The 20,274-nt window shown below is 71.8% G+C and carries 18 protein-coding genes and 1 pseudogene; 8 read left to right on the top strand and 11 right to left on the bottom strand.

Going from position 1 to position 20,274, the window contains the following annotated elements; all coding sequences use genetic code 11:
- Window positions 1–6 precede the first annotated feature (6 nt).
- Window positions 7–621 (top strand): VanZ family protein, encoded by a 615-nt coding sequence (locus tag ACFVYL_RS08905; RefSeq protein ID WP_389713923.1) that lies wholly within the window; start codon window positions 7–9, stop codon window positions 619–621.
- A gap of 14 nt (window positions 622–635) precedes the next feature.
- Here the strand turns inward: ACFVYL_RS08905 and ACFVYL_RS08900 are convergent, their stop codons facing one another.
- Window positions 636–2,135 carry a SulP family inorganic anion transporter gene (locus ACFVYL_RS08900; RefSeq protein ID WP_389713921.1) on the bottom strand — a complete coding sequence of 500 codons (1,500 nt, stop codon included), beginning with the start codon at window positions 2,133–2,135 and terminating at the stop codon, window positions 636–638.
- Window positions 2,136–2,412: 277 nt separating this feature from the next.
- A pseudogene (locus ACFVYL_RS08895) lies at window positions 2,413–2,565 on the bottom strand (iron chelate uptake ABC transporter family permease subunit); the annotation flags it as partial.
- 57 nt (window positions 2,566–2,622) lie between these two features.
- On the opposite strand from ACFVYL_RS08895, the gene ACFVYL_RS08890 reads away from it, so the two are divergent.
- On the top strand, window positions 2,623–2,877 hold the full coding sequence (locus ACFVYL_RS08890) for a DUF6332 family protein (protein WP_389713920.1): 255 nt from the start codon (window positions 2,623–2,625) through the stop codon (window positions 2,875–2,877).
- Here ACFVYL_RS08890 and ACFVYL_RS08885 read toward each other — a convergent pair.
- Window positions 2,800–4,086: an MraY family glycosyltransferase gene (locus ACFVYL_RS08885; RefSeq protein WP_389713919.1), complete on the bottom strand. Its 1,287-nt coding sequence runs from the start codon at window positions 4,084–4,086 to the stop codon at window positions 2,800–2,802. The two genes, ACFVYL_RS08890 and ACFVYL_RS08885, sit on opposite strands and share 78 nt — an antisense overlap.
- A 111-nt stretch (window positions 4,087–4,197) precedes the next feature.
- Window positions 4,198–5,214, bottom strand: a complete 1,017-nt coding sequence (locus ACFVYL_RS08880; protein ID WP_389713918.1) for a hydroxyacid dehydrogenase — start codon at window positions 5,212–5,214, stop codon at window positions 4,198–4,200.
- A 169-nt stretch (window positions 5,215–5,383) separates the two neighbouring features.
- Here ACFVYL_RS08880 and ACFVYL_RS08875 point away from each other — a divergent pair, with 169 nt between their 5' ends.
- Together ACFVYL_RS08875 and ACFVYL_RS08870 are read left to right on the top strand one after the other, a co-directional pair.
- Window positions 5,384–6,196 carry a polysaccharide deacetylase family protein gene (locus tag ACFVYL_RS08875; protein WP_389713916.1) on the top strand — a complete coding sequence of 271 codons (813 nt, stop codon included), beginning with the start codon at window positions 5,384–5,386 and terminating at the stop codon, window positions 6,194–6,196.
- Between the two features lie 167 nt (window positions 6,197–6,363).
- Window positions 6,364–6,828: an SRPBCC family protein gene (locus tag ACFVYL_RS08870; protein ID WP_389713915.1), complete on the top strand. Its 465-nt coding sequence runs from the start codon at window positions 6,364–6,366 to the stop codon at window positions 6,826–6,828.
- 13 nt (window positions 6,829–6,841) lie between these two features.
- On the opposite strand, the gene ACFVYL_RS08865 is transcribed toward ACFVYL_RS08870, so the two are convergent.
- The 5 genes from ACFVYL_RS08865 to ACFVYL_RS08845 form a co-directional block, all read right to left on the bottom strand.
- Entirely contained in the window at window positions 6,842–8,002 is a 1,161-nt protein-coding gene (locus ACFVYL_RS08865) for an XdhC family protein (protein ID WP_389713914.1), read from the bottom strand.
- Window positions 8,003–8,046: 44 nt separating this feature from the next.
- On the bottom strand, window positions 8,047–9,504 hold the full coding sequence (locus tag ACFVYL_RS08860) for an NCS2 family permease (RefSeq protein WP_389713913.1): 1,458 nt from the start codon (window positions 9,502–9,504) through the stop codon (window positions 8,047–8,049).
- 225 nt (window positions 9,505–9,729) lie between these two features.
- Entirely contained in the window at window positions 9,730–12,111 is a 2,382-nt protein-coding gene (locus ACFVYL_RS08855; RefSeq protein ID WP_389713912.1) for a xanthine dehydrogenase family protein molybdopterin-binding subunit, read from the bottom strand.
- A gap of 4 nt (window positions 12,112–12,115) precedes the next feature.
- Window positions 12,116–12,739, bottom strand: a complete 624-nt coding sequence (locus ACFVYL_RS08850; RefSeq protein WP_389713910.1) for a (2Fe-2S)-binding protein — start codon at window positions 12,737–12,739, stop codon at window positions 12,116–12,118.
- The gene (locus tag ACFVYL_RS08845; protein WP_389713909.1) at window positions 12,739–13,629 is read right to left on the bottom strand and encodes an FAD binding domain-containing protein; all 891 of its coding nucleotides are present in this window, start codon (window positions 13,627–13,629) and stop codon (window positions 12,739–12,741) included. Before ACFVYL_RS08845 ends, ACFVYL_RS08850 begins: the two co-directional genes overlap by 1 nt.
- A gap of 357 nt (window positions 13,630–13,986) precedes the next feature.
- On the opposite strand from ACFVYL_RS08845, the gene ACFVYL_RS08840 reads away from it, so the two are divergent.
- Complete coding sequence (locus tag ACFVYL_RS08840; protein WP_389713908.1) at window positions 13,987–15,663, top strand: PucR family transcriptional regulator; 1,677 nt, start codon at window positions 13,987–13,989, stop codon at window positions 15,661–15,663.
- 186 nt (window positions 15,664–15,849) lie between these two features.
- Window positions 15,850–16,611 carry a hypothetical protein gene (locus ACFVYL_RS08835; RefSeq protein ID WP_389713907.1) on the top strand — a complete coding sequence of 254 codons (762 nt, stop codon included), beginning with the start codon at window positions 15,850–15,852 and terminating at the stop codon, window positions 16,609–16,611.
- A 33-nt stretch (window positions 16,612–16,644) separates the two neighbouring features.
- Here the strand turns inward: ACFVYL_RS08835 and ACFVYL_RS08830 are convergent, their stop codons facing one another.
- Window positions 16,645–17,412: a GntR family transcriptional regulator gene (locus ACFVYL_RS08830; RefSeq protein ID WP_389713905.1), complete on the bottom strand. Its 768-nt coding sequence runs from the start codon at window positions 17,410–17,412 to the stop codon at window positions 16,645–16,647.
- Window positions 17,413–17,548: 136 nt separating this feature from the next.
- Here ACFVYL_RS08830 and ACFVYL_RS08825 point away from each other — a divergent pair, with 136 nt between their 5' ends.
- Both ACFVYL_RS08825 and ACFVYL_RS08820 read left to right on the top strand, forming a co-directional pair.
- Window positions 17,549–18,412, top strand: a complete 864-nt coding sequence (locus ACFVYL_RS08825) for a (2Fe-2S)-binding protein (protein WP_389713903.1) — start codon at window positions 17,549–17,551, stop codon at window positions 18,410–18,412.
- A gap of 231 nt (window positions 18,413–18,643) precedes the next feature.
- Window positions 18,644–19,717 carry a DUF2637 domain-containing protein gene (locus ACFVYL_RS08820; RefSeq protein WP_389713902.1) on the top strand — a complete coding sequence of 358 codons (1,074 nt, stop codon included), beginning with the start codon at window positions 18,644–18,646 and terminating at the stop codon, window positions 19,715–19,717.
- Between the two features lie 36 nt (window positions 19,718–19,753).
- Here ACFVYL_RS08820 and ACFVYL_RS08815 read toward each other — a convergent pair whose 3' ends face one another.
- Window positions 19,754–20,239 carry an ATP-binding protein gene (locus ACFVYL_RS08815; protein WP_389713900.1) on the bottom strand — a complete coding sequence of 162 codons (486 nt, stop codon included), beginning with the start codon at window positions 20,237–20,239 and terminating at the stop codon, window positions 19,754–19,756.
- Window positions 20,240–20,274: the final 35 nt, after the last annotated feature.

Raw genomic sequence — 20,274 nt, 5'->3', positions numbered from 1 at the left:
GCACGCATGGCTCGGACGGCAAGGACGGCACGGCCATCACGTACGGCGCGACCACCACGACCGGCACGGACCGGCCGTGACGGAAAAGGTCGCGAGCGGCTCGACAACGCGGCCTCCGGACGGGCGGCGCCCCTGTCGCCGCTGGCCCGGGCGGTGACGATGCTGGCGGCCTTCGCGGCCATGGTCGCCTTCGCCGTGGTGCTCGCCCGGCTGACGCTGGAGCCGTCGGCGGCCTCCGAGGCGCTGACCCACAGCAACTTCACGCCGGGCGACTCCATCGACGCCTACCTCTCGGAGCCCGCCTTCCGTGACACCGTCAAGCAGCTCGGCGGGAACATCCTGCTCGGCGTGCCGTTCGGGCTCCTGCTGCCCGTGGTGCTGCCCCGCACCCGTGGGCTGATCCGGGTGGGGCTGGCCACGGCCGTGACCATGGTCCTGGTCGAGCTGGCGCAGGGCGCGTTCGTGACCGGGCGCACCTTCGACATCGACGACGTCATCCTCAACACCTTCGGGGCCCTGCTCGGCTACCTCCTGCTGGGGCGCCGGCTGGGGCGCGCGGTCCATCCCCGGCGGCGGCACTGGTGGCACCGCTTCACCAGGCGCGACGCGGCCGACGTCTGATCAGGACCGTCCGATCAGGACGTCAGTTCCCCGCTGAGGTTGCCGTGCATCGTGGCGCTGTGCTCGTTCAGACCGACGATCTCGACCTGTTTGCCGCGCTGTTCGTACTTGCCGGTGATCGCGTCCAGGGCGGCGACCGACGACGCGTCCCAGATGTGCGCGGCAGTGAGGTCGATGACGACCTTGTCGGGGTCGGTGGCGTAGTCGAACCGGGTGACCAGGTCGTTGGCGGAGGCGAAGAAGAGTTCGCCGGTCACCGAGTAGACGACCTGGGTGCCGTCAGGGGTGACGGCCGCCGAGACGTCGGCGTGGTGGGCGACGCGCCGGGCGAAGACGACGGTCGCGGTGACGGTGCCGACGACGACGCCGATGGCGAGGTTGTGCGTGGCGACGACGACCGCGACGGTGACGACCATGACCATCGTCTCCCCGAGGGGCAGGCGCTTCAGGGTCTTCGGGGCGATGGAATGCCAGTCGAAGGTCGCGAAGCACACCATCACCATCACGGCGACCAGAGCCGCCATCGGGATGTCGGAGACGACCGGGCCGAAGACGACGCAGAGCACCATCAGGAAGGCGCCCGCCAGGAACGTCGACAGGCGGGTGCGGGCGCCTGACACCCGTACGTTGATCATCGTCTGGCCGATCATCGCGCAGCCGCCCATGCCGCCGAAGAAGCCGGTGACGATGTTGGCGATGCCCTGGCCGATGGACTCGCGGGTCTTGGAGGAGCGAGTGTCGGTGATGTCGTCGACGAGCTTCGCCGTCATCAGGGACTCCATCAGACCGACCAGCGCCATCGCGAGGGCGTAGGGGGCGACGGTGGTGAGGGTGTCGAGCGTGAAGGGCACGTCGGGCAGGCCCGGCACGGGCAGCGAGGACGGCAGGTCGCCCTTGTCGCCCACGGTCGGCACGGCGATGCCCGCGGCGACCGTGATGGCGGTGAGAACGACGATGGAGACGAGCGGCGCGGGAACCACCTTCGTGATCTTCGGGAAGAACACCATGAGCGCCAGGCCGGCGATGATCAGTGGGTAGACGGGCCAGGGCACGTCGTGCATCTCGGGGACCTGCGCCAGGAAGACCAGGATGGCCAGCGCGTTGACGAAGCCGACCATCACGCTGCGCGGCAGGAACCGCATCAGCCTGGCGACACCGAGCACGCCGAGGACGATCTGGAAGACACCGGCGAGGATCACCGCGGCGACCAGGTAGCCCAGGCCGTGCTCGCGGTTGAGCGGGGCGATGACCAGGGCGACCGCGCCGGTCGCGGCGGAGATCATGGCGCGGCGTCCGCCGACGACCGAGATGGTCACGGCCATGGTGAAGGACGCGAACAGACCGATCGCGGGGTCGACGCCGGCGATGATCGAGAACGAGATCGCCTCGGGGATCAGCGCGAGCGCGACCACCAGGCCGCCCAGGATCTCGGTGCGCCAGACCTTCGGGTCGGACAGCCAGTCGGGGCGCAAGCCGCGCAGCCGCGCGGCCGGGGACGGTGCGGAGAAGGACAAGAGAAGCGGAACCTGTCGTGCTCGGGCGCGCCCGGCGGCATCGGGGGGCGTGCGGTGGGGGCGGGGCGGGGCAGTCGGTCGGCACCGGGAGGGGACGGTCGGTCGTCACCGGGGCGGGACCGTGGGCTTCACCAGGGCGGGACCGTGGACTTCACGGGGGCGAGAGCGTGGACGGGAGCCTTCCGCTCCCCGGATCCGGCCCGCGTCCTGCCGCGCCATGGGCCGAGGCGCAGCGCCGCGCCGACGACCCCACAGTCTACGCGCACCGGCCACAGGGCTACCGGCGGCTGCGGACGAGCAGACACAGGACGAGCAGATACAGGAAGTACGGCGTACCGGTCACCGCCGTCATGAGCCCGGCGCCGAGCCGCGCCGGTGCGATCACCGTGCGGCCCACCAGGTCCGCGGTGCGTACGAGGACGGCGCCCATGCGTGTCGGTCGCCCGCTGTCGATCGCCTCCCGAGGGCGCCGTGGGAAACTCCGGCCATGGATATGGGCCGTGAGTCCCGCTGGGAGAAGGACGCGATGACCGTCGAGATCATGTTCGCGCTCGTGAGCGCGCTGGTCGTCGGGGCCTTCGTGTTCGGTGTCGTCATGGCCCCGGCCCTGGTCTGGGACCTGCCGCCGCGCGTCGTCGAGGGGCTGCGGTGGGCCGGCGGGGTGCTAGGCCTCGGGGCGGCCGTGCGGCGCGTGGTGCTCGTACTGCTGCGCCACGACCGGGACCGGCGCACCGGTAGGTGAGGGTTCTTCGGCCCGCGCGGCCCGCAGGCGGGGGACCAGAGACCGTGCAGGCCGCAGGCGCGGGGCCAGAGACCGTACGGTCCGCAGCGTCGCGGACGGCGAGAAGCCCGGGAGCATCAGCACCACCATCCCCGTCGCGCTGACGGCGAGGAGCCCCAGCAGGAGCCAGCGCGCTCCCCCGCCCGCGGCGACCGCCACCGTCCCGAAGGCGAACAGGGCCGCCCACGCGTACATGATCAGCACGGCCCGGCGGTGCGAGTGGCCGATCTGCAGCAGCCGGTGGTGCAGATGCCCCTTGTCGGCCGCGAAGGGGGACTGCCCGCGCCACGTGCGCCGGACGAACGCAAGGACGAGGTCGCTCACGGGGAGCGCGAGAACCGTCAGGGGAAGCAGCAGCGGGATGTAGAGCGGCACCATCACCTTGTTCGCCTCGTGCGTGCTGCCCGCCGCCTGGACGAACAGGGAGGCGTCCACCTGGCCGGTGAGCGAAATGGCGCACCCGGCGAGAACGGTGCCGATCAGCATCGAACCGGAATCGCCCATGAAAATCCGCGCCGGATGCACGTTGTGCGGCAGGAATCCCAGACACATGCCCACGAGTACGGCGGAGAACAGCGCGGCGGGCTCGGCGGCCTCGATGCCGTATCCGAACAGCAAGCGGTAACTGTGCACGAGGAACGCCGCGGCGGCGATACAGATCATGCCCGCCGCGAGTCCATCGAGCCCGTCGACGAAATTGACGGCGTTGATGGTGATGACGATCAGGGCGACCGTCAGCAAGGAGCCCTGGACCTGGTCCAGATAGAGCGTTCCGTAGCCGGGAATCGGCAGCCAGAGAATGACGAGTCCCTTGTAGACCATCACGCCCGCCGCGATGATCTGGCCGCCGAGCTTGCTGAACGCGTCGATCTCGAACTTGTCGTCCAGGACTCCGACCAGCCAGATCACCGCCGCGCCGGCCAGCAGCGCCTGAGGCTGACCGGTGGGGAAGACGTGCGCGAGGCCCGGCAGTCGGGCGGCGACGAGCAGACCGGCGCACAGTCCGCAGAACATCGCGATGCCGCCCAGGCGGGGCGTGGGCACGCGGTGCACATCGCGGGCCCGGACCGCCGGAGCGGCCCCGGCTGCGATGGCGAATTTCCGCACCGGACCGGTGGCAAGACAGGTGACGGCCGTGACCACGCACAAAACCAAGAGGAAATCCCGCACAGCGTCCTTGCCCGAGTTCGTTTGTCGTACGGAACACCACCCTAATCGCCTTGCGCGGGAGGGTTATACACCGTCCAACGGACCCGATCGGACGCTGATGCCCTTTCCGGCTCAGGCCAAGAACGGAAGCCTGTCGCGTCGTACCGCGTGGGCGAAGCCGTCGCCCGCGGCCCAGCGGCGGACTTCGTCGACGGTGAGTTCGGCGAGGCGCCGCCACTCGTTGCCCTGGGAGCCCGCGATGTGCGGGGTGAGCAGGGCGTGCTCGCAGTCCCACAGCGGATGGTCGCGCGGCAGGACGTCGGGGTCGCTCACGTCGAGCACCGCGCGGACGCGGCCCGCGGTGACGGCGTCGGTGAGCGCCTCCTGGTCGACGACGGCGCCGCGCGCGGTGTTGATGAGCACGGCGCCGGGCCGCATGGCCGCGAGCAGGTCCCGGCCGACGAGGCCGTGCGTGGCGGGCAGCAGCGGGGTGTGCACACTGACGGTGTCGCTCTGCGCGAAGAGTTCGGCGAGCGGTACGAGCTCCACGCCGAGCGCGGCGGCCTCCTCCCCGGAGACGTACGGGTCGTACAGGAGCACCCGCAGGTCGTAGGGGCGCAGCAGCTCGATGACGCGGCGCCCGGTCAGCGAGGCGGAGAGGATGCCCACCGAGCGCCGGTAGTTGCCGACGGAGCGGGGCGTGCGCCGCCAGTCGGCCTCGGTGCGGGCGGCGCGGTAGGAGCGGGCGCTCTCCAGGACGCGCTTGCCGGTGAGCAGGATCATCGCGACGGTGTACTCGGCGACGGGCAGCGCGTTGGCGGCGGCGGCCGATGACACGTCGATGCCGCGCTCCCAGCACGCGTCGGTGACATGGGCGCGGACGGAGCCCGCCGTGTGGGCGACGGCGCGCAGGCGCGGGGCGTGCGCGAGCACCTCGGTGGTGAGCGGCGGGCAGCCCCACCCGGTGACGAGGAGTTCGGTCTCGGCGAGCACGGCCCGTGCGCGGTCGGTGCCGAAGTCGTCGAGTACGGGCGGCGGTTCGAGCGTCGTGGCCCCGGCGAGCGCGTCGAGGACGGGCTGTTCCAGGACGGCGTCGGCCGCTGCCTGCGACATGGCGAGCGCGGCGCGGGGCCGGTGGGACGGTGACATCTTGGACACCTTGCTCCTCGGGGAAGGGCTCTGTGGGGCCGCGCGGCGCGGCGCGGGCTCTGCGTACCCGCCCCGGCCCGTGCCGCTCCTGCCAGCTGCCCCTACCCGTTCCGTCCGGAGCCGACGCCCACTATGAACGAGGTGTATACATGCTATGTATAGTGGTCACATGCCCGCCTCGAACATCCCTTCCGCCAGCAAGACGACGCGCTCCCCCAAGAGGTTGCCTCGTCGCGCCACATCCGTCCTCGCGACAGGAGCGGCCCTCGCCCTCGCCCTGACGGGGTGCACCAAGCTCGACACCACCTCGCCCAGCACCGTGCGCAAGGACGGCGCGAACGCGAAGGCCGCCGATCAGGGGAAGATGGGCACCGTCGACTGCCGCAAGGCCAAGTGCGTGGCGCTGACCTTCGACGCGGGACCCAGCGAGAACACGCCCAGACTTCTCGAGATCCTCAAGGAGAAGCAGGTCCACGCCACCTTCTTCACGCTCGGCAAGAACCACATAGAGAAGTACCCCGAGCTCGTGAAGCGGATGGACGCCGAGGGCCACGAGGTCGCGAGCCACACCTGGTCGCACAAGATCCTGACGAAGATCGACGAGAAGGAGGCGCGGCGCGAGCTGGAGCGCCCCAACAAGGCGATCGAGAAGCTCATAGGCAAGAAGCCGACGCTGATGCGCCCGCCGCAGGGCCGCACCGACGACGACGTCAACAAGCTCTCCAAGGAGCTCGGTCTCGCGGAGGTCCTGTGGACCGTCACCGCGAAGGACTACACGACCAATGACTCCAAGCTGATCCAGAAGCGGGTCCTCGACCAGACCGAGCGGGACGGCATCATCCTGCTGCACGACATCTACAAGGGCACGGTGCCGGCCGTTCCCGGTGTCATCGACGGGCTGAAGAAGCGCGGATACGTCTTCGTGACGGTGCCGCAGCTGCTCGCGCCGGGCAAGGCGGAGCCCGGCAAGGTCTACCGCTAGGCCCTGTCGTCAAACTCGCGTCGTTCGCCCGGAGGGCGGCCTCGCGGCGTCTGGTGCGTGCGATCGCCGTGCCAGGCGTCGCAAGGCAGACGGGAGTTTGACGACAGGGCCCAGGGTCCTGGGTGTGCTGTCCGGCGGACCGGGGCGCGGCCTGGCAGGCTCATCGCGTGGCCATCTTCCAGATCACCCGAGACATGCCCCTGCCCGCCGACGAGGCGTGGCGCCGCCTCACCACCTGGGAGCGGCACGGCGACGTCGTCCCGCTCACCCGCATCACGGTCCGCACTCCCCCGCCGACCTGCGTGGGCACGGTCTTCGTCGCCCGCACCGCGCTGGGTCCCGTCGGCTTCGACGACGTGATGGAGGTCGTGGAGTGGTCTGCGCCGGACGGTACGGCGCCGGGGCGGTGCCGCCTGGAGAAGCGGGGGTCGTTCGTGACGGGGTGGGCGGAGATCGAGGTCTACCCCGCGCGCGGCCGGGGTTCGGCGCTGGTGTGGCGCGAGGACCTGCGCGTACGGTGGCTGCCCGCGCTCTGCGACGGGGTGCTCGCGGCCGTGGCGCGGCGGATGTTCGCGGGCGCCGCGGACCGGCTCGTCGCGGCGGGTCCCGCATCGAGCGCGGGCCGTCCGTGACGAGGGCCCTGGCTCAGGCGACCGAGCCGATCCGTCCCGAGGGGCCGCGCGTCCCGTCGTGGTGGATGGGCGTGTGCGCGCCGGTCAGGGAGACTCCGCTGCCGCCGCGCCGGTGGGCGACGATCTCCGAGGCGATCGACAGGGCGGTCTCCTCGGGCGTGCGCGCGCCCAGGTCGAGTCCGATGGGCGACCGCAGGCGGGCCAACTCCATCTCGGTGACGCCCACTTCGCGCAGGCGCTTGTTGCGGTCCTCGTGGGTGCGGCGCGACCCCATGGCGCCGACGTAGGCGACGGGCAGCCGCAGTGCCAGGTGCAGCAGCGGTACGTCGAACTTGGCGTCGTGCGTGAGGACGCAGAGGACGGTGCGGCCGTCCACGTCGGTGGATTCCAGGTAGCGGTGCGGCCACTCGACGACGATCTCGTCGGCGTCGGGGAAGCGCGTCGGCGTCGCGAAGACGGGGCGCGCGTCGCACACGGTCACGTGGTAGCCGAGGAACTTGCCGATGCGCACCAGCGCCGAGGCGAAGTCGATCGCCCCGAAGACGATCATGCGGGGCGGCGGGACGCTGGACTCGACGAGGACGACCAGCGGCGAGCCGCACCGCGAGCCGTCCTCGCCGATCTCCACGGTCGCGGTGCGGCCCGCGTCGAGCAGGGCGCGGGCCTCCTCCGCCACGGTGCGGTCCAGCTCCGGGTGACCGCCGAGGCCGCCCTCGTACGTCCCCGCCCCGTCCGTCGCGCGGACGAGGAGGGCGCGGCCGAGAAGGTCGGCGGGCCCGGAGGTGACGCGTGCGACGGCTGCCGCCTCTCCGGCGGAGGCGGCGGCGAGCGCGGAGCCGAACACCGGCCGCGCCGCGGAGTCCGCGCGGACCGGGGTGACGAGGATGTCGATGATGCCGCCGCAGGTCAGCCCCACGGCGAAGGCGTCCTCGTCGCTGTAGCCGAAGCGTTCGAGTACGGTCTCGCCGTCGTCGAGTGACTGCCGGCACAGTTCGTAGACGGCGCCCTCCACACATCCGCCGGAGACCGAGCCGATCGCCGTGCCCTCGCTGTCGACGGCGAGCGCGGCACCGGGTTGCCGGGGCGCGCTCCCGCCGACCGCCACCACGGTGGCGACGGCGAAGTCACGTCCCTGCTCGACCCACCGGTTCAACTCGTCGGCGATGTCCAGCATCTCGGCCTCCTCAGGCTCTACGGGTGTGCGGAGGGCCCGGCGCCTCAGTGGACGCCCAGCCAGCTCTCGATGGGGTTGAGGGCGAAATAGATGATGAAGACGAGCGTCAGGCCCCACATGAAGGCCCCGATCTCGCGGGCCTTGCCCTGGGCGGTCTTGATGGCGACCCAGGAGATGACACCCGCCGCGACACCGGTGGTGATGGTGTACGTGAAGGGCATGAGCACGACGGTCAGGAAGACCGGGATCGCGGTGGCGCGGTCGGCCCAGTCGACGTGCCGGGCGTTCATCATCATCATCGCTCCGATGACGACGAGCGCGGCGGACGCGACCTCCTGGGGCACGATCGCGGTGACCGGCGTGAAGAAGAGGCAGCCGGCGAAGAACAGGCCGGTGATGACCGAGGAGAGGCCGGTGCGGGCGCCTTCGCCGACGCCGGTCGCGGACTCGACGAAGACGGTCTGACCGGAGCCGCCCGCCACGCCGCCGATGGCACCGCCGGCGCCGTCGATGAACAGCGCCTTGGACAGGCCCGGCATGCGGCCCTTGTCGTCGGCGAGGTTGGCCTCGGTGCCGACGCCGATGATGGTGGCCATCGCGTCGAAGAAGCCGGCCAGGACCAGGGTGAAGACGATCATGCCGACGGTCATCGCGCCGACCTCGCCCCAGCCGCCGAACTCGACGTCGCCGAGGAGGGAGAAGTCGGGTGACGAGACCGCGCTGCCGTGCAGTTCGGGGGCGCCGTTCGCCCACTGCTTGGGGTCGATGACGTCGAGCGCGTTGAGTGCGACGGCCACGACGGTGCCGGTGACGATGCCGATCAGGATCGCGCCCGGGGTGTTGCGCGCCTGCAGCATGAAGATCAGCAGCAGGGTGCCGGCGAAGAGCAGCACGGGCCAGCCGGAGAGTTCGCCGGCGGGGCCGAGCGAGAGCGGGGTGGCCTTGCCGGGGTGCACGAAGCCGCCCTTGACCAGGCCGATGATGGCGATGAAGAGCCCGATGCCCATGGTGATGCCGTGCTTGAGGGCGAGCGGGATGGCGTTCATGATCATCTCGCGCAGCCCGGTGACCACCAGGAGCATGATCACGGCGCCGTACATCACGCACATGCCCATGGCCTGCGGCCAGGTCATCTCGGGTGCGACCTGCGAGGAGATCACTCCGGACACGGAGAGTCCGGCGGCCAGGGCCAGGGGCACCTTGCCGATGAACCCCATCAGGAGCGTGGTGACCGCCGCGGCGAGCGCCGTCGCGGTGATCAGGGCCTTCTGGCCCATGGTGTCTCCGGCCGCGTCCTTTCCGGACAGCAGGACGGGGTTCAGCAGGACGATGTACGCCATCGCCATGAAGGTGGTGATGCCGCCGCGCACCTCACGCGCGACCGTCGATCCCCGGAGGGATATGTGAAAGTACCGATCGAGCCAAGACCTGCCGGCCGGGACGCGTGAGCCGGGGCCCGCGTCCTCTGCGGTGGTCTTGGGCTCCACTGACGACTGGGTCATGGTGCCTACTCCCAAGGTTCACAGGGGCACCCGCTGAGTTCACGGGATTTGGGATGGTGCGTTGGCTGCACGACCCGGGGGACGGCCCGAGACGAACGACGCTCCCTCGTGGGGAGGGGGAGCTGGGCTCCGGGCGGTGCGGGCGGCGGAAGTGTGACGTTCCTCGGTGGCCCGCACCGCGCGGAGGGCTTCGGGGGTGGACGGCTCGCGGTCCACCCGGTGGGGTTACGTACCGGTCAGGTGCTCAGGGCGTACCGGCGTCTTGTTGAGCTCCAGGCCCGTCGCGTTCCTGATGGCCGCGAGGACCGCCGGGGTGGACGACAGGGTCGGGGCCTCACCGATGCCGCGGAGCCCGTACGGGGCGTGCTCGTCGGCGAGTTCGAGCACGTCGACGGGGATGGTCGGCGTGTCGAGGATGGTGGGGATCAGGTAGTCCGTGAAGGAGGGGTTCCTGACCTTCGCGGTCTTCGGGTCGACGATGATCTCCTCCATGACCGCGACGCCCAGGCCCTGGGTGGTGCCACCCTGGATCTGGCCGATCACGGACAGCGGGTTGAGCGCCTTGCCGACGTCCTGGGCGCAGGCCAGTTCGATGACCTTGACCAGGCCGAGCTCGGTGTCGACCTCCACGACCGCGCGGTGCGCGGCGAAGGAGTACTGGACGTGGCCGTTGCCCTGGCCGGTGCGCAGGTCGAAGGCCTCGGTGGGGCGGTGGCGCCACTCGGCCTCGATCTCGACGGTCTCGCCCTCCAGGACGTCGACCAGGTCGCCGAGGACCTCGCCGCCGTCGGTGACGACCTTGCCGCCTTCGAGAAGGAGTTCGGCGGTGGCCCAGGCCGGGTGGTAGGTGCCGAACTTGCGGCGGCCGATCTCCAGGACCTTCTCGCGGACGAGCTCGCAGGAGTTCTTGACGGCGCCGCCGGTGACGTACGTCTGGCGCGACGCGGACGTGGAACCGGCGCTGCCCACCTGGGTGTCGGCGGGGTGGATCGTCACCTGCGTGACGCCCAGCTCGGTCCGCGCGATCTGCGCGTGGACGGTGACGCCGCCCTGGCCGACCTCGGCCATCGCCGTGTGCACGGTCGCCACGGGCTCGCCGTTGATGACCTCCATGCGCACCTTGGCGGTGGAGTAGTCGTCGAAGCCCTCGGAGAAGCCGACGTTCTTGATGCCGACCGCGTAACCCACACCGCGGACGACGCCCTCGCCGTGCGTGGTGTTGGACAGGCCGCCCGGCAGCTGGCGCACGTCGGCGCCCTCGCTGGACTCCCACTGGCGCTCGGGCGGCAGCGGGCGGGCCTTGACGCGGCGCAGGATCTCGGCGACCGGGGCCGGCGAGTCGACCCGCTGTCCGGTCGGCAGGAGCGTGCCCTGCTCCATGGCGTTGAGCCGCCGGAACTCGACCCGGTCCATGCCCACCTTGTCGGCGAGCTTGTCCATCTGGGCCTCGTAGGCGAAGCAGGCCTGGACGGCGCCGAAGCCGCGCATCGCGCCGCAGGGCGGGTTGTTGGAGTAGAGGGCGATGGCCTCGATGTCGACGTCGTCGATCACGTACGGGCCGACCGACAGGGACGAGGCGTTGCCCACGACCGCCGGGGAGGCCGACGCGTAGGCGCCGCCGTCCAGGACGATCTTGCACTTCATGTGCGTGAGCTTGCCGTCCTTGGTGGCGCCGTGCTCGTAGTAGAGCTTCGCCGGGTGGCGGTGCACGTGGCCGAAGAAGGACTCGAACCGGTTGTAGACGATCTTGACCGGCTTGCCGGTGCGCAGCGCCAGGAGGCAGGCGTGGATCTGCATCGAGATGTCCTCGCGGCCGCCGAACGCGCCGCCGACGCCGGAGAGCGTCATGCGCACCTTCTCCTCGGGCAGGCCGAGGACGGGGGCGATCTGGCCGAGGTCGGAGTGCAGCCACTGGGTGGCGACGTAGAGCTCGACGCCGCCGTCCTCGCAGGGCACCGCGAGACCGGACTCGGGACCGAGGAAGGCCTGGTCCTGCATGCCGAAGGTGTACTCGCCCTTGACGATGAAGTCGGCCTTCTTGGCGGCCTCTTCGGCGTTGCCGCGGACGATCGGCTGGCGGTGCACGATGTTGGGGTGCGGGACGTGACCGATGTGGTGGTCGTCGCGGCCCTCGTGCACGAGTACGGCGTCGGGAGCGGTCGCCGAGGCCTCATCGGTGATGAGGGGCAGCTCCTTGTACTCGATCTTGATCTTGGCGGCTGCGCGGCGCGCGGTCTCCGGGTGGTCGGCGGCGACCAGGGCCACCGGCTCACCGTGGTGGCGGACCTTCTTGTGCGCGAGGACCGGGGTGTCCTGGATCTCCAGGCCGTAGTTCTTCATCGCGGCCGGCAGGTCGTCGTAGGTCAGGACGGCGTAGACGCCGGACTGCGCGAGCGCTTCCGAGATGTCGATGGAGACGATCTCGGCGTGCGCGACGGTCGAGCGCAGGGTGTGACCCCACAGCATGTCCTCGTGCCACATGTCCGAGGAGTACGCGAACTCGCCGGTCACCTTCAGGGTGCCGTCGGGGCGCAGCGTCGACTCGCCGATGCCGCCCTTGGTCTTGGAACCCTGCGTGATCTTGGTGGGTGTACCTGTGGTTCCCATGGCGTCAGACCCCTTCGGACTGGCGCGCGGCCGCGAGGCGGACCGCGTCAAGGATCTTCTCGTAACCGGTGCAGCGGCAGAGGTTGCCGGAGAGCGCCTCGCGGATGTCGGCATCCGACGGCTGCGGGTTGCGCTCCAGCATCTCGTCGGCCGCGACGAGCAGGCCGGGGGTGCAGAAGCCGCACTGGACGGCGCCGGCGTCGATGAACGCCTGCTGGATCGGAGAGAGCGTCGCACGCGGGAAAACGCCGCCGCCCTCACCGGTCTGCGAGTCGGTGGCGCCCTTCTCCGGGTTGGCCTGCCACTGCTGGGCGTCCTGGACCGAGGTGCCGCACGCGCCGGAGGCGCAGCCGCCGCCCGGGTGGGCGTCCTCGCGATGCCTGGCGTAATCGGCGAGGCCCTCGACGGTGGTGACCTCACGGCCCTCCACCTGACCGGCCGCGACCAGACACGAACAGACCGGCACGCCGTCGAGACGGACGGTGCAGGAACCGCACTCGCCCTGCTCGCAGGCGTTCTTGGAGCCCGGGAGCCCCATGCGCTCGCGCAGCACGTACAGCAGGGACTCGCCCTCCCACACGTCGTCGGCTTCCTGCTGACGGCCGTTGACCGTGAAGTTCACGCGCATTATGCGACTCCCTCAGTGCTGCGGCTGTTGCCGCGGTACGACTCCCAGGTCCAGCCGAGCGTGCGGCGGGCCATGATCCCGACGGCGTGCCGGCGGTAGCTCGCCGTGCCGCGCACATCGTCGATCGGGTTGGCGGCACCGGAGGCGAGCTCCGCGAACTGCTTGGCGATCGAGGGGGTGATGATCTTCTTGCTCTCCCAGAAACCGCCCTCTTCGAGGGCCGCGTTCAGGAAGTCCTCGGCCGCTTTCGCCCGAACGGGGGTGGGAGCGGCGGAGCCGATGCCGGTCCGCACGGTGCGGGTTCCGGGGTGCAGCGCGATGCCGAAGGCGCACACGGCGATGACCATCGCGTTGCGGGTGCCGACCTTCGAGTACTGCTGCGGGCCATCCGCCTTCTTGATGTGGACGGACTTGATGAGCTCGTCCGCGGCGAGCGCGTTCCGCTTCACGCCGGTGTAGAAGTCGTCGATCGGGATCAGGCGGGAGCCCCGCACGGACTCCACCTCGACCTCGCAGTCGGCGGCGAGCAGGGCCGGGTGGGCGTCGCCCGCGGGGGACGCGGTGCCCAGGTTGCCGCCGACGCCGCCGCGGTTGCGGATCTGCGGGGAAGCGACCGTGTGCGAGGCGAGCGCGAGGCCGGGGAGCTCCGTGCGGAGCTCCTCCATGATCTGCGTGTACGGGACGGAGGCGCCCAGCTGGACCGTCTCCTCGCCCACCTCCCACTCGCGCAGTTCGACGATGCGGTTGAGGTCGAGCAGGTACTCGGGACGACGGTGGTCGAAGTTGATCTCGACCATCACGTCGGTGCCACCCGCAATCGGCACAGCCGTGGGGTGCTCGGCCTTGGCGGCGAGCGCCTCCTCCCAGCTGGCGGGGCGAAGGAAGTCCATGAGGCTCTCTTCTTCATTCGTGTCGAGGGTCGTTCGCTTCGAGGGACCCGAGATTTCCGAATCAGAGGATTCCGTTTAGGCCACTCGGGCCGTTGGTCCCTCGACTGCTCGTTCATGTGCTGTTAACGCGGAGTGGGGCAAGTACACCGCTCGCTCGTCCGATGGGGTCAGTCACCGAAACCATGAAGGAGTTGGCTGGCCAAGCCGCGCGTCTTGTAGATTCGTATGAAGAACGGGCCCCAGGAACCTCGCGGGTTCCCCCCGGAAACCGCGGCCCCCCTGCGACAGCGGGCCCCGGCGCTACAGAGCGCACATGTTTGTACACACCATTCGAGACAGATCGGCGGCGACGACACCATGCGGCTGCGCGCACTCCTGGACACCGACGCGCTGGGCCTGCGGCTGCTCGGCGGCGAGGACGAGCTGGACCGCACCGTGCGCGGTGTGATGACCACGGACCTGCGGGACCCCAGCCGCTATCTGGCCGGGGGCGAGCTGGTCCTCACCGGCCTCGCCTGGCGCCGTGACGCCTCGGACACCGAACCCTTCGTCCGCATCCTCGCGAGCGCGGGGGTCGCGGCCCTCGCCGCCGGTGAGGCCGAGCTCGGGGACATCCCCGACGACATCGTCGACGCCTGCGCCCGGCACCGCCTGCCGCTCTTCGCGGTCAACGAATCCGTGGCCTTCGCGACCATCACCGAGCACGTGGTGCGCCAGGTCTCCGGCGAGCGCGCCGGGGACCTCGCGGCCGTCGTCGACCGGCACCGCCGCCTGATGACCTCGGGCCCCGCGGGCGGCGGCCCCGACGTCGTCCTCGACCTGCTCGGCACCGACCTGGACCTGCGGGCCTGGGTGCTCTCGCCCGCGGGGCGCGTGATCGCCGGATCCGGCCCCGCGGGCACCGCCCTGCCCGGGCCGCTCTGCGCGCGGCTGGCCGGCGAGCACCTGGCGGCCGTCCGGACGGGCCGGCGCGGACCGCACCGCGTCACGGTGGACTCGCTCACGTACTCGCTGTTCCCCATTCGGACCAGTGGGCGCGGCACGGCCGGCGCCTCGCGCGACGTGCGCGAGTCGGTGCTCTCCGACTGGGTGCTCGCCGTGGAGGCCGACGCGGGCGACTGGCCCGAGGAGCGGCTCGACCTGCTGCAGGGCGTGACGCAGCTGATCGCGGTCGAGCGCGACCGGCGCGACGCGGCCCGCACGGTGCGCCGCCGCCTGGCCCAGGAGGTCCTGGAGCTGGTGCAGACGGGCGCGGCGCCCGCGGAGATCGCGGCGCGGCTGCGCGTCGCCGCCCCGGTGCTCCTGCCGGGCCTCGGCACGGCCCCGCACTGGCAGGTCGTGGTGGCCCGTGTGGAGTGGGAGGGCGGGGAGATCGACAGCGGTCCGGTCGCCCAGTCGCTCCTGGAGGAGATCCTCGTGGACCCGGCGTCGGCCGGGCCCGAGCCGTCCGACCGGATCGCGGTCGCGCACACCGGCGACGAGGCCATCGCGCTCGTCCCGCTGCCCGCCGTCTCCGGCGAGCACGACGGGCAGGAGACGGGCCTGATCGCGGACTCGCTCCTGGCATCCGTCCACGACCCGCTGTCGGCGGGCCTCGACGGCGACGGCCGCCTCACCCTGGGCGTCAGCGCGTCCGTGCACTCGGCGGAGGGGCTGCGCGGCGCCCTGGAGGAGGCGCGGCACGCGCGCCGGGTCGCCGCGGCGCGCCCCGGCCGGGTCTGCGCGGCCGGGCACCAGGAGCTGGCCTCGCACGTGCTGCTGCTGCCGTTCGTCCCGGACGACGTGCGCAGGGCGTTCACCGCGCGGCTCCTGGACCCGCTGCGCGAGTACGACTCGCGCCACCGCGCCGAGCTCATCCCGACCCTGGAGGCCTTCCTCGACTGCGACGGATCGTGGACGCGCTGCGCCGCGCGCCTGCACCTCCACGTCAACACGTTGCGCTACCGGGTGGGCCGCATCGAGCAGTTGACGGGCCGTGACCTCTCGCGCCTGGAGGACAAGCTCGACTTCTTCCTCGCGCTGCGGATGAGCTGAGGTCATCGGGGTACGGAGCCGGCCGGCGGCCGCGGGGCGCCGGCCGCCCGGGCCCCGTTCCCTGCCCGCCCTTTGTGAATTCTTTCACCCAGCCTCTTGGCCCGGTGCCGCGATCCATGCTGAGATTCGCCCACGACTCAACAGCTCAATGGGGTGCTCGGGGAGGGCAACGTGGCGCATACCGCCATGTCTGGTACCGGAACGACTGCAGGGGACGATCCACTCCAGACCGCGGTATGGCGGCTGCGCTCGCGCGGCTGCTGGACCGACGCGGCAGCGCTGCTCGCCTCGCGGGCCGGGGCGGCCGCGGCACTCCAGAGGACGGCGCTCCTCGTCGAGCGGTGCCTGTTCACCGGGGAGGGCTGGGGCGAGGCCGAGGACGGTCTGCGGACCGCGGAGGCGCTCGCCGAGGACGACGGCGACCGGGGCGCCGCGGCCTGCGAACGAGGTCAACTGGCTTACGCGTCAACGGTCCTGGGCGTACGCGACCGGGCCGACGAGGCGCGTACGGCGCTCGGCAGGGCGGCCGCGCTGCTCCCCCCGAACGCCCCGGGACGGCCACTGCTCGACTTCCGCAGAGGCCTGATCGCGGAGCACATCGCCCACTCGCCGCAGTCCGCGAAGGCCGCGTACCGCAGGGCGCACGCGGGCGCCACGGCGCACTCCGACCCCCTGCTGCTCTCCTTCACCTGGCGCCATCTGGCCGGACTTGCCCTGCGCGACGGGGAGTTGGCGGAGGCGCGGCACGGTTTCACGGAGTCCCTGCGCATCCGCGAGGAGCTCGGCTACCTGGTCGGCACGGCCCCCGCGCTCGCCGCCCTCGCGGACGCGGAGCCGGAGCCCGAGGCCACCCGGCTGCGCGCCGAGGCCACCCGCCTGTTCCGCCTCCTGGGCGGCGTACCGTCCTGGCTCGCCCAGCATCTGCAGCCGCCGGCCGCCGCGGTGTAGCTCACGGCCGCCGGGCCCCGCCGGGGTCCGGGGTCAGCCCCCGGCCCCCGTGAAGTGCTCCTTGACCAGCGACGAGACCACGCCCAGGTCCTGGACGGTGAGCGCTTCGAGGAGGGCCATGTGCTCGGCCGCGTCCGCCACCAGGTCGGCCCTGCGGCCCGCGACGGGGCCGCTCGCCAGGGGCCACTGCGAGCGCCGGTGCAGGTCCTCCGCGACCTGCACCAGCTGCTGGTTGCCCGACAGGGAGAGCAGCGCGCCGTGGAAGGCGCGGTCCGACTCGGCGTAGCGCGCGAGGTCGCCGCCCGCCGCCGCGGTCGCGGTCGCCTCGGCCAGCGGCCGCAGTTCGGCCCAGCGCGCGGCGGGCACCGTGCGGGCGAGCCGCAGCATCACGGGTACCTCGATCAGCGCCCGCACCTCGGCCAGCTCCGCGAGCTCCCGCGTGCTGCGCTCGGTGATCCGGAACCCGCGGTTGGGGACGACCTCCACCGCGCCCTCGACGGCCAGCTGCTGCATGGCCTCGCGGACGGGTGTCGCGGAGACGCCGAAGCGCTCGCCGAGGGCGGGCGCCGAGTACACCTCGCCGGGTGCGAGCTCGCCGCCGACGAGGGCGGCGCGCAGCGCGGCGAGGATCTGCCCGCGCACGGAGCTGCGCCGGACCGTGCGGCGGGGCCCGGGGACGGCGACCGTGTGTTCGCTCCGGTTCGCGGCGGGCCCGCGCGTCTCGGCCCCCGCCTGTTCCGGCACCCGGACGCGCGGCTCCCCGGCCAGGGGACCCCCCTCGCGTGCTCCGGTCTGCTCCACGACGTTCCGCCCCGCTTCTGACTGCTCCGAAAGGTACGAGAGGCACCATAGGCGGACAGGACCGGAGTTGAAACCTCGATCACGTCGGGTAAGGTAAGGCTAACCTGCTATCGATCGCGATTCGGTGGTCCCCCGCATGTCCGTACCCACCCTGTCCGCACCCGCCCTGGGCGCCCGCAGTGCCGTAGCGGACTCGTACGCCCGCCTCGCCGAGGTGTACTCCGGACTGCACATCACCGAGCTCGCTCACGCGGAACGGCCCCCCCAGGGCGGCGGCTGGGTCACCGCCGCCCGGCTCGCGGAGGGCGGGGCCGACCTCGACGCGTTCCTCGCCTGGGACGACGCGCAGGTCCTGAAGGACTACGGCACCCGGGCGCGGCCGGACGTGGTGGCCAGCTTCGGGCTGCACCGCTACGCCTGGCCGGCCACCCTGCTCATCACGGTCCCCTGGTTCCTGCACCACCGCGTCCCCCGCTTCCCGGTCGCCGACGTCTCCTTCCACCGCACCCTCGGCCGGATGGCCGTGCGCGCGCGGAGTTTCGCCTGTCTCCCCGGCGACCCCGCCGCCACCCTGCCCGGCGCCCGTGTCGTACCGGACGAGGAAGCGCTGCGCGGGGAGGTGCGGGCCGCGGTCGCCGAGCACCTCGGGCCGCTCCTCGACACCTTCGGCCCCCGGATGCGGCGCCGCTCGCGCGCCCTGTGGAGCCTCGCCACCGACGAGATCGTCGAGGGCCTGTGGTACGTCGCCCACCTCTTCGGCGAGGAGCGGCGCGCGGTGACCGAGCTGGAGCGCCTGCTCCCCGGCGCCACCAAGCCGTACGTCGGCACGGCCGGCTTCCGGGAGCTGACCGGTCCCGACGGGGAGGCACTGCCGACCCGCGACCGGGCGAGCTGCTGCATGTTCTACACGTTGCGCCCCGACGACACCTGCGTCACCTGCCCGCGCACCTGCGACGCGGAGCGCGTCGCACGGCTGAGCGCGGCCGCCTCGACCGGCTGAGAGCCCGCGTCGACGGGCCGAGCGCCACCGCCGGGGCGGGCAAGCCCCCTTTCGCGCTCGTTTAATCGAACTCAACGCCTGGTCCCCCGCCACGAGTTCGAGCAAAAGTACGCCGTGTGTGCTTCCATGCACCCCCCTTGGCGTTCTCTTGCCCCGAAACCCCCTGCCTGCCATCGGGGTTGGGTAAATATGGCGCCCGATACGCCCTACCGCAACGCAAGGGACCCCCAGATGAGACTGACCGACATATCGCTGGACTGGCTGCTTCCCGGCGGCGTCCTGCTCCTGGGCATGCTGGTGGCGGTGGCGGTGCTCGCGCGCGGCAGGCGAGGCCACGGCAAGGCGGCGAAAGGGAGCGCGGGCGACGACTCGTGGGAGCGCACCGAGGAACGCCGCAGGCGCAAGGAAGCCATCTACGGAACCGCCTCCTACGTGCTCCTGTTCTGCTGCGCCGCCGTCGCGGCCGCGCTCTCGTTCCACGGCCTGGTCGGCTTCGGGCAGCAGAACCTCAGCCTCTCCGGGGGCTGGGAGTACCTGGTCCCGTTCGGCCTCGACGGCGCGGCGATGTTCTGCTCAGTCCTCGCCGTGCGCGAGGCGAGCCACGGCGACGCGGCGCTCGGTTCACGGCTGCTCGTGTGGACGTTCGCGGGCGCGGCCGCCTGGTTCAACTGGGTGCACGCGCCACGGGGGCTGAGCCACGCGGGCGCTCCGCACTTCTTCGCCGGGATGTCGCTCTCGGCGGCGGTGCTCTTCGACCGCGCGCTGAAGCAGACCCGCCGGGCGGCGCTGCGCGAGCAGGGCCTGGTGCCGCGGCCGCTGCCGCAGATCCGCATCGTGCGGTGGCTGCGCGCGCCCCGCGAGACCTTCGCGGCCTGGTCGCTGATGCTCCTCGAAGGCGTACGCACCCTGGACGAGGCCGTCGAGGAAGTGCGGGAGGACCGCCGCGAGAAGGAGAGCGCACGGCTGCGCAGGCGCGACCAGGAGAAGCTGGAGCGTGCGCAGCTCAAGGCGCTCAGCCGAGGCCAACGGAACTGGCAGGGCCGCGGCGGCCGTCAGGTGGAGGTGCAGGCCGTCTCGCAGGCCGCGGGGTCCGCGCAGGTCGGCGCGGACCCTGCCATATCGGCGCAGGAACAGCTGCCGGTACGCTCCCGTCCCTCCCTCCAGGCCGTCAGGAACGGCCCTGACGGCTCCGACCCCGTCGCCCCCGTCACCGTCGACCTGACGGCGGAGGACGACACCCAGGCCCTGCCCCGGCTCGATTCGCTGGAGCAGAAGCTGAAGGATCTGGAACAGCAGTTCGGCTGACCGCACCCGGTCCGGCCGGTCCGGCGGCGGTACGGCTCACGCCGTGCCGCCGCCGTCCAGTTCGAACCACACCACCTTGCCCACCCCGTGCGCCCGCACGCCCCACGCGTCGGCGAGGGACTGCACGAGGATCAGGCCCCGTCCGTTCGTACCGTCGTCGGCGTTCGGTACCCGCGGCTCGGGGCGGACCCCCACGAAGTCCCGCACCTCGACACGCAGGCCGCGCGGGCCCAGGGTCGCGGTGACGTACGCCTCGTGATCGGTGTGCACCAGCGCGTTGGTGACCAGTTCGCTGGTGAGGAGTTCGGCTGTCTCGGATCTTCCCGGCTTCCCCCAGTGCCTCAGGAGTTCCCTCAGGGCCCTCCTGACCTCGGACACCGCGCGCAGATCGGCTCTTCCCAGCCTGCGCGTGAGCTGTCCGCTGTCCGGTCCGTCCGGCGCCCCGCCGGTCCTCTCGTCCTGTTCTCTCGGCGAGGAGGCCCCGATTCCCCCGGGGCCGCCCCCACGTGACTGCCTCGTCATGACCCCCGCCCACAAACCGATGTCTCTGCCCCCCT

The sequence above is a fragment of the Streptomyces sp. NPDC058308 genome, from assembly GCF_042880275.1.
Lineage (GTDB): Bacteria > Actinomycetota > Actinomycetes > Streptomycetales > Streptomycetaceae > Streptomyces.
This window is presented reverse-complemented; position numbering and strand designations above follow the sequence as displayed.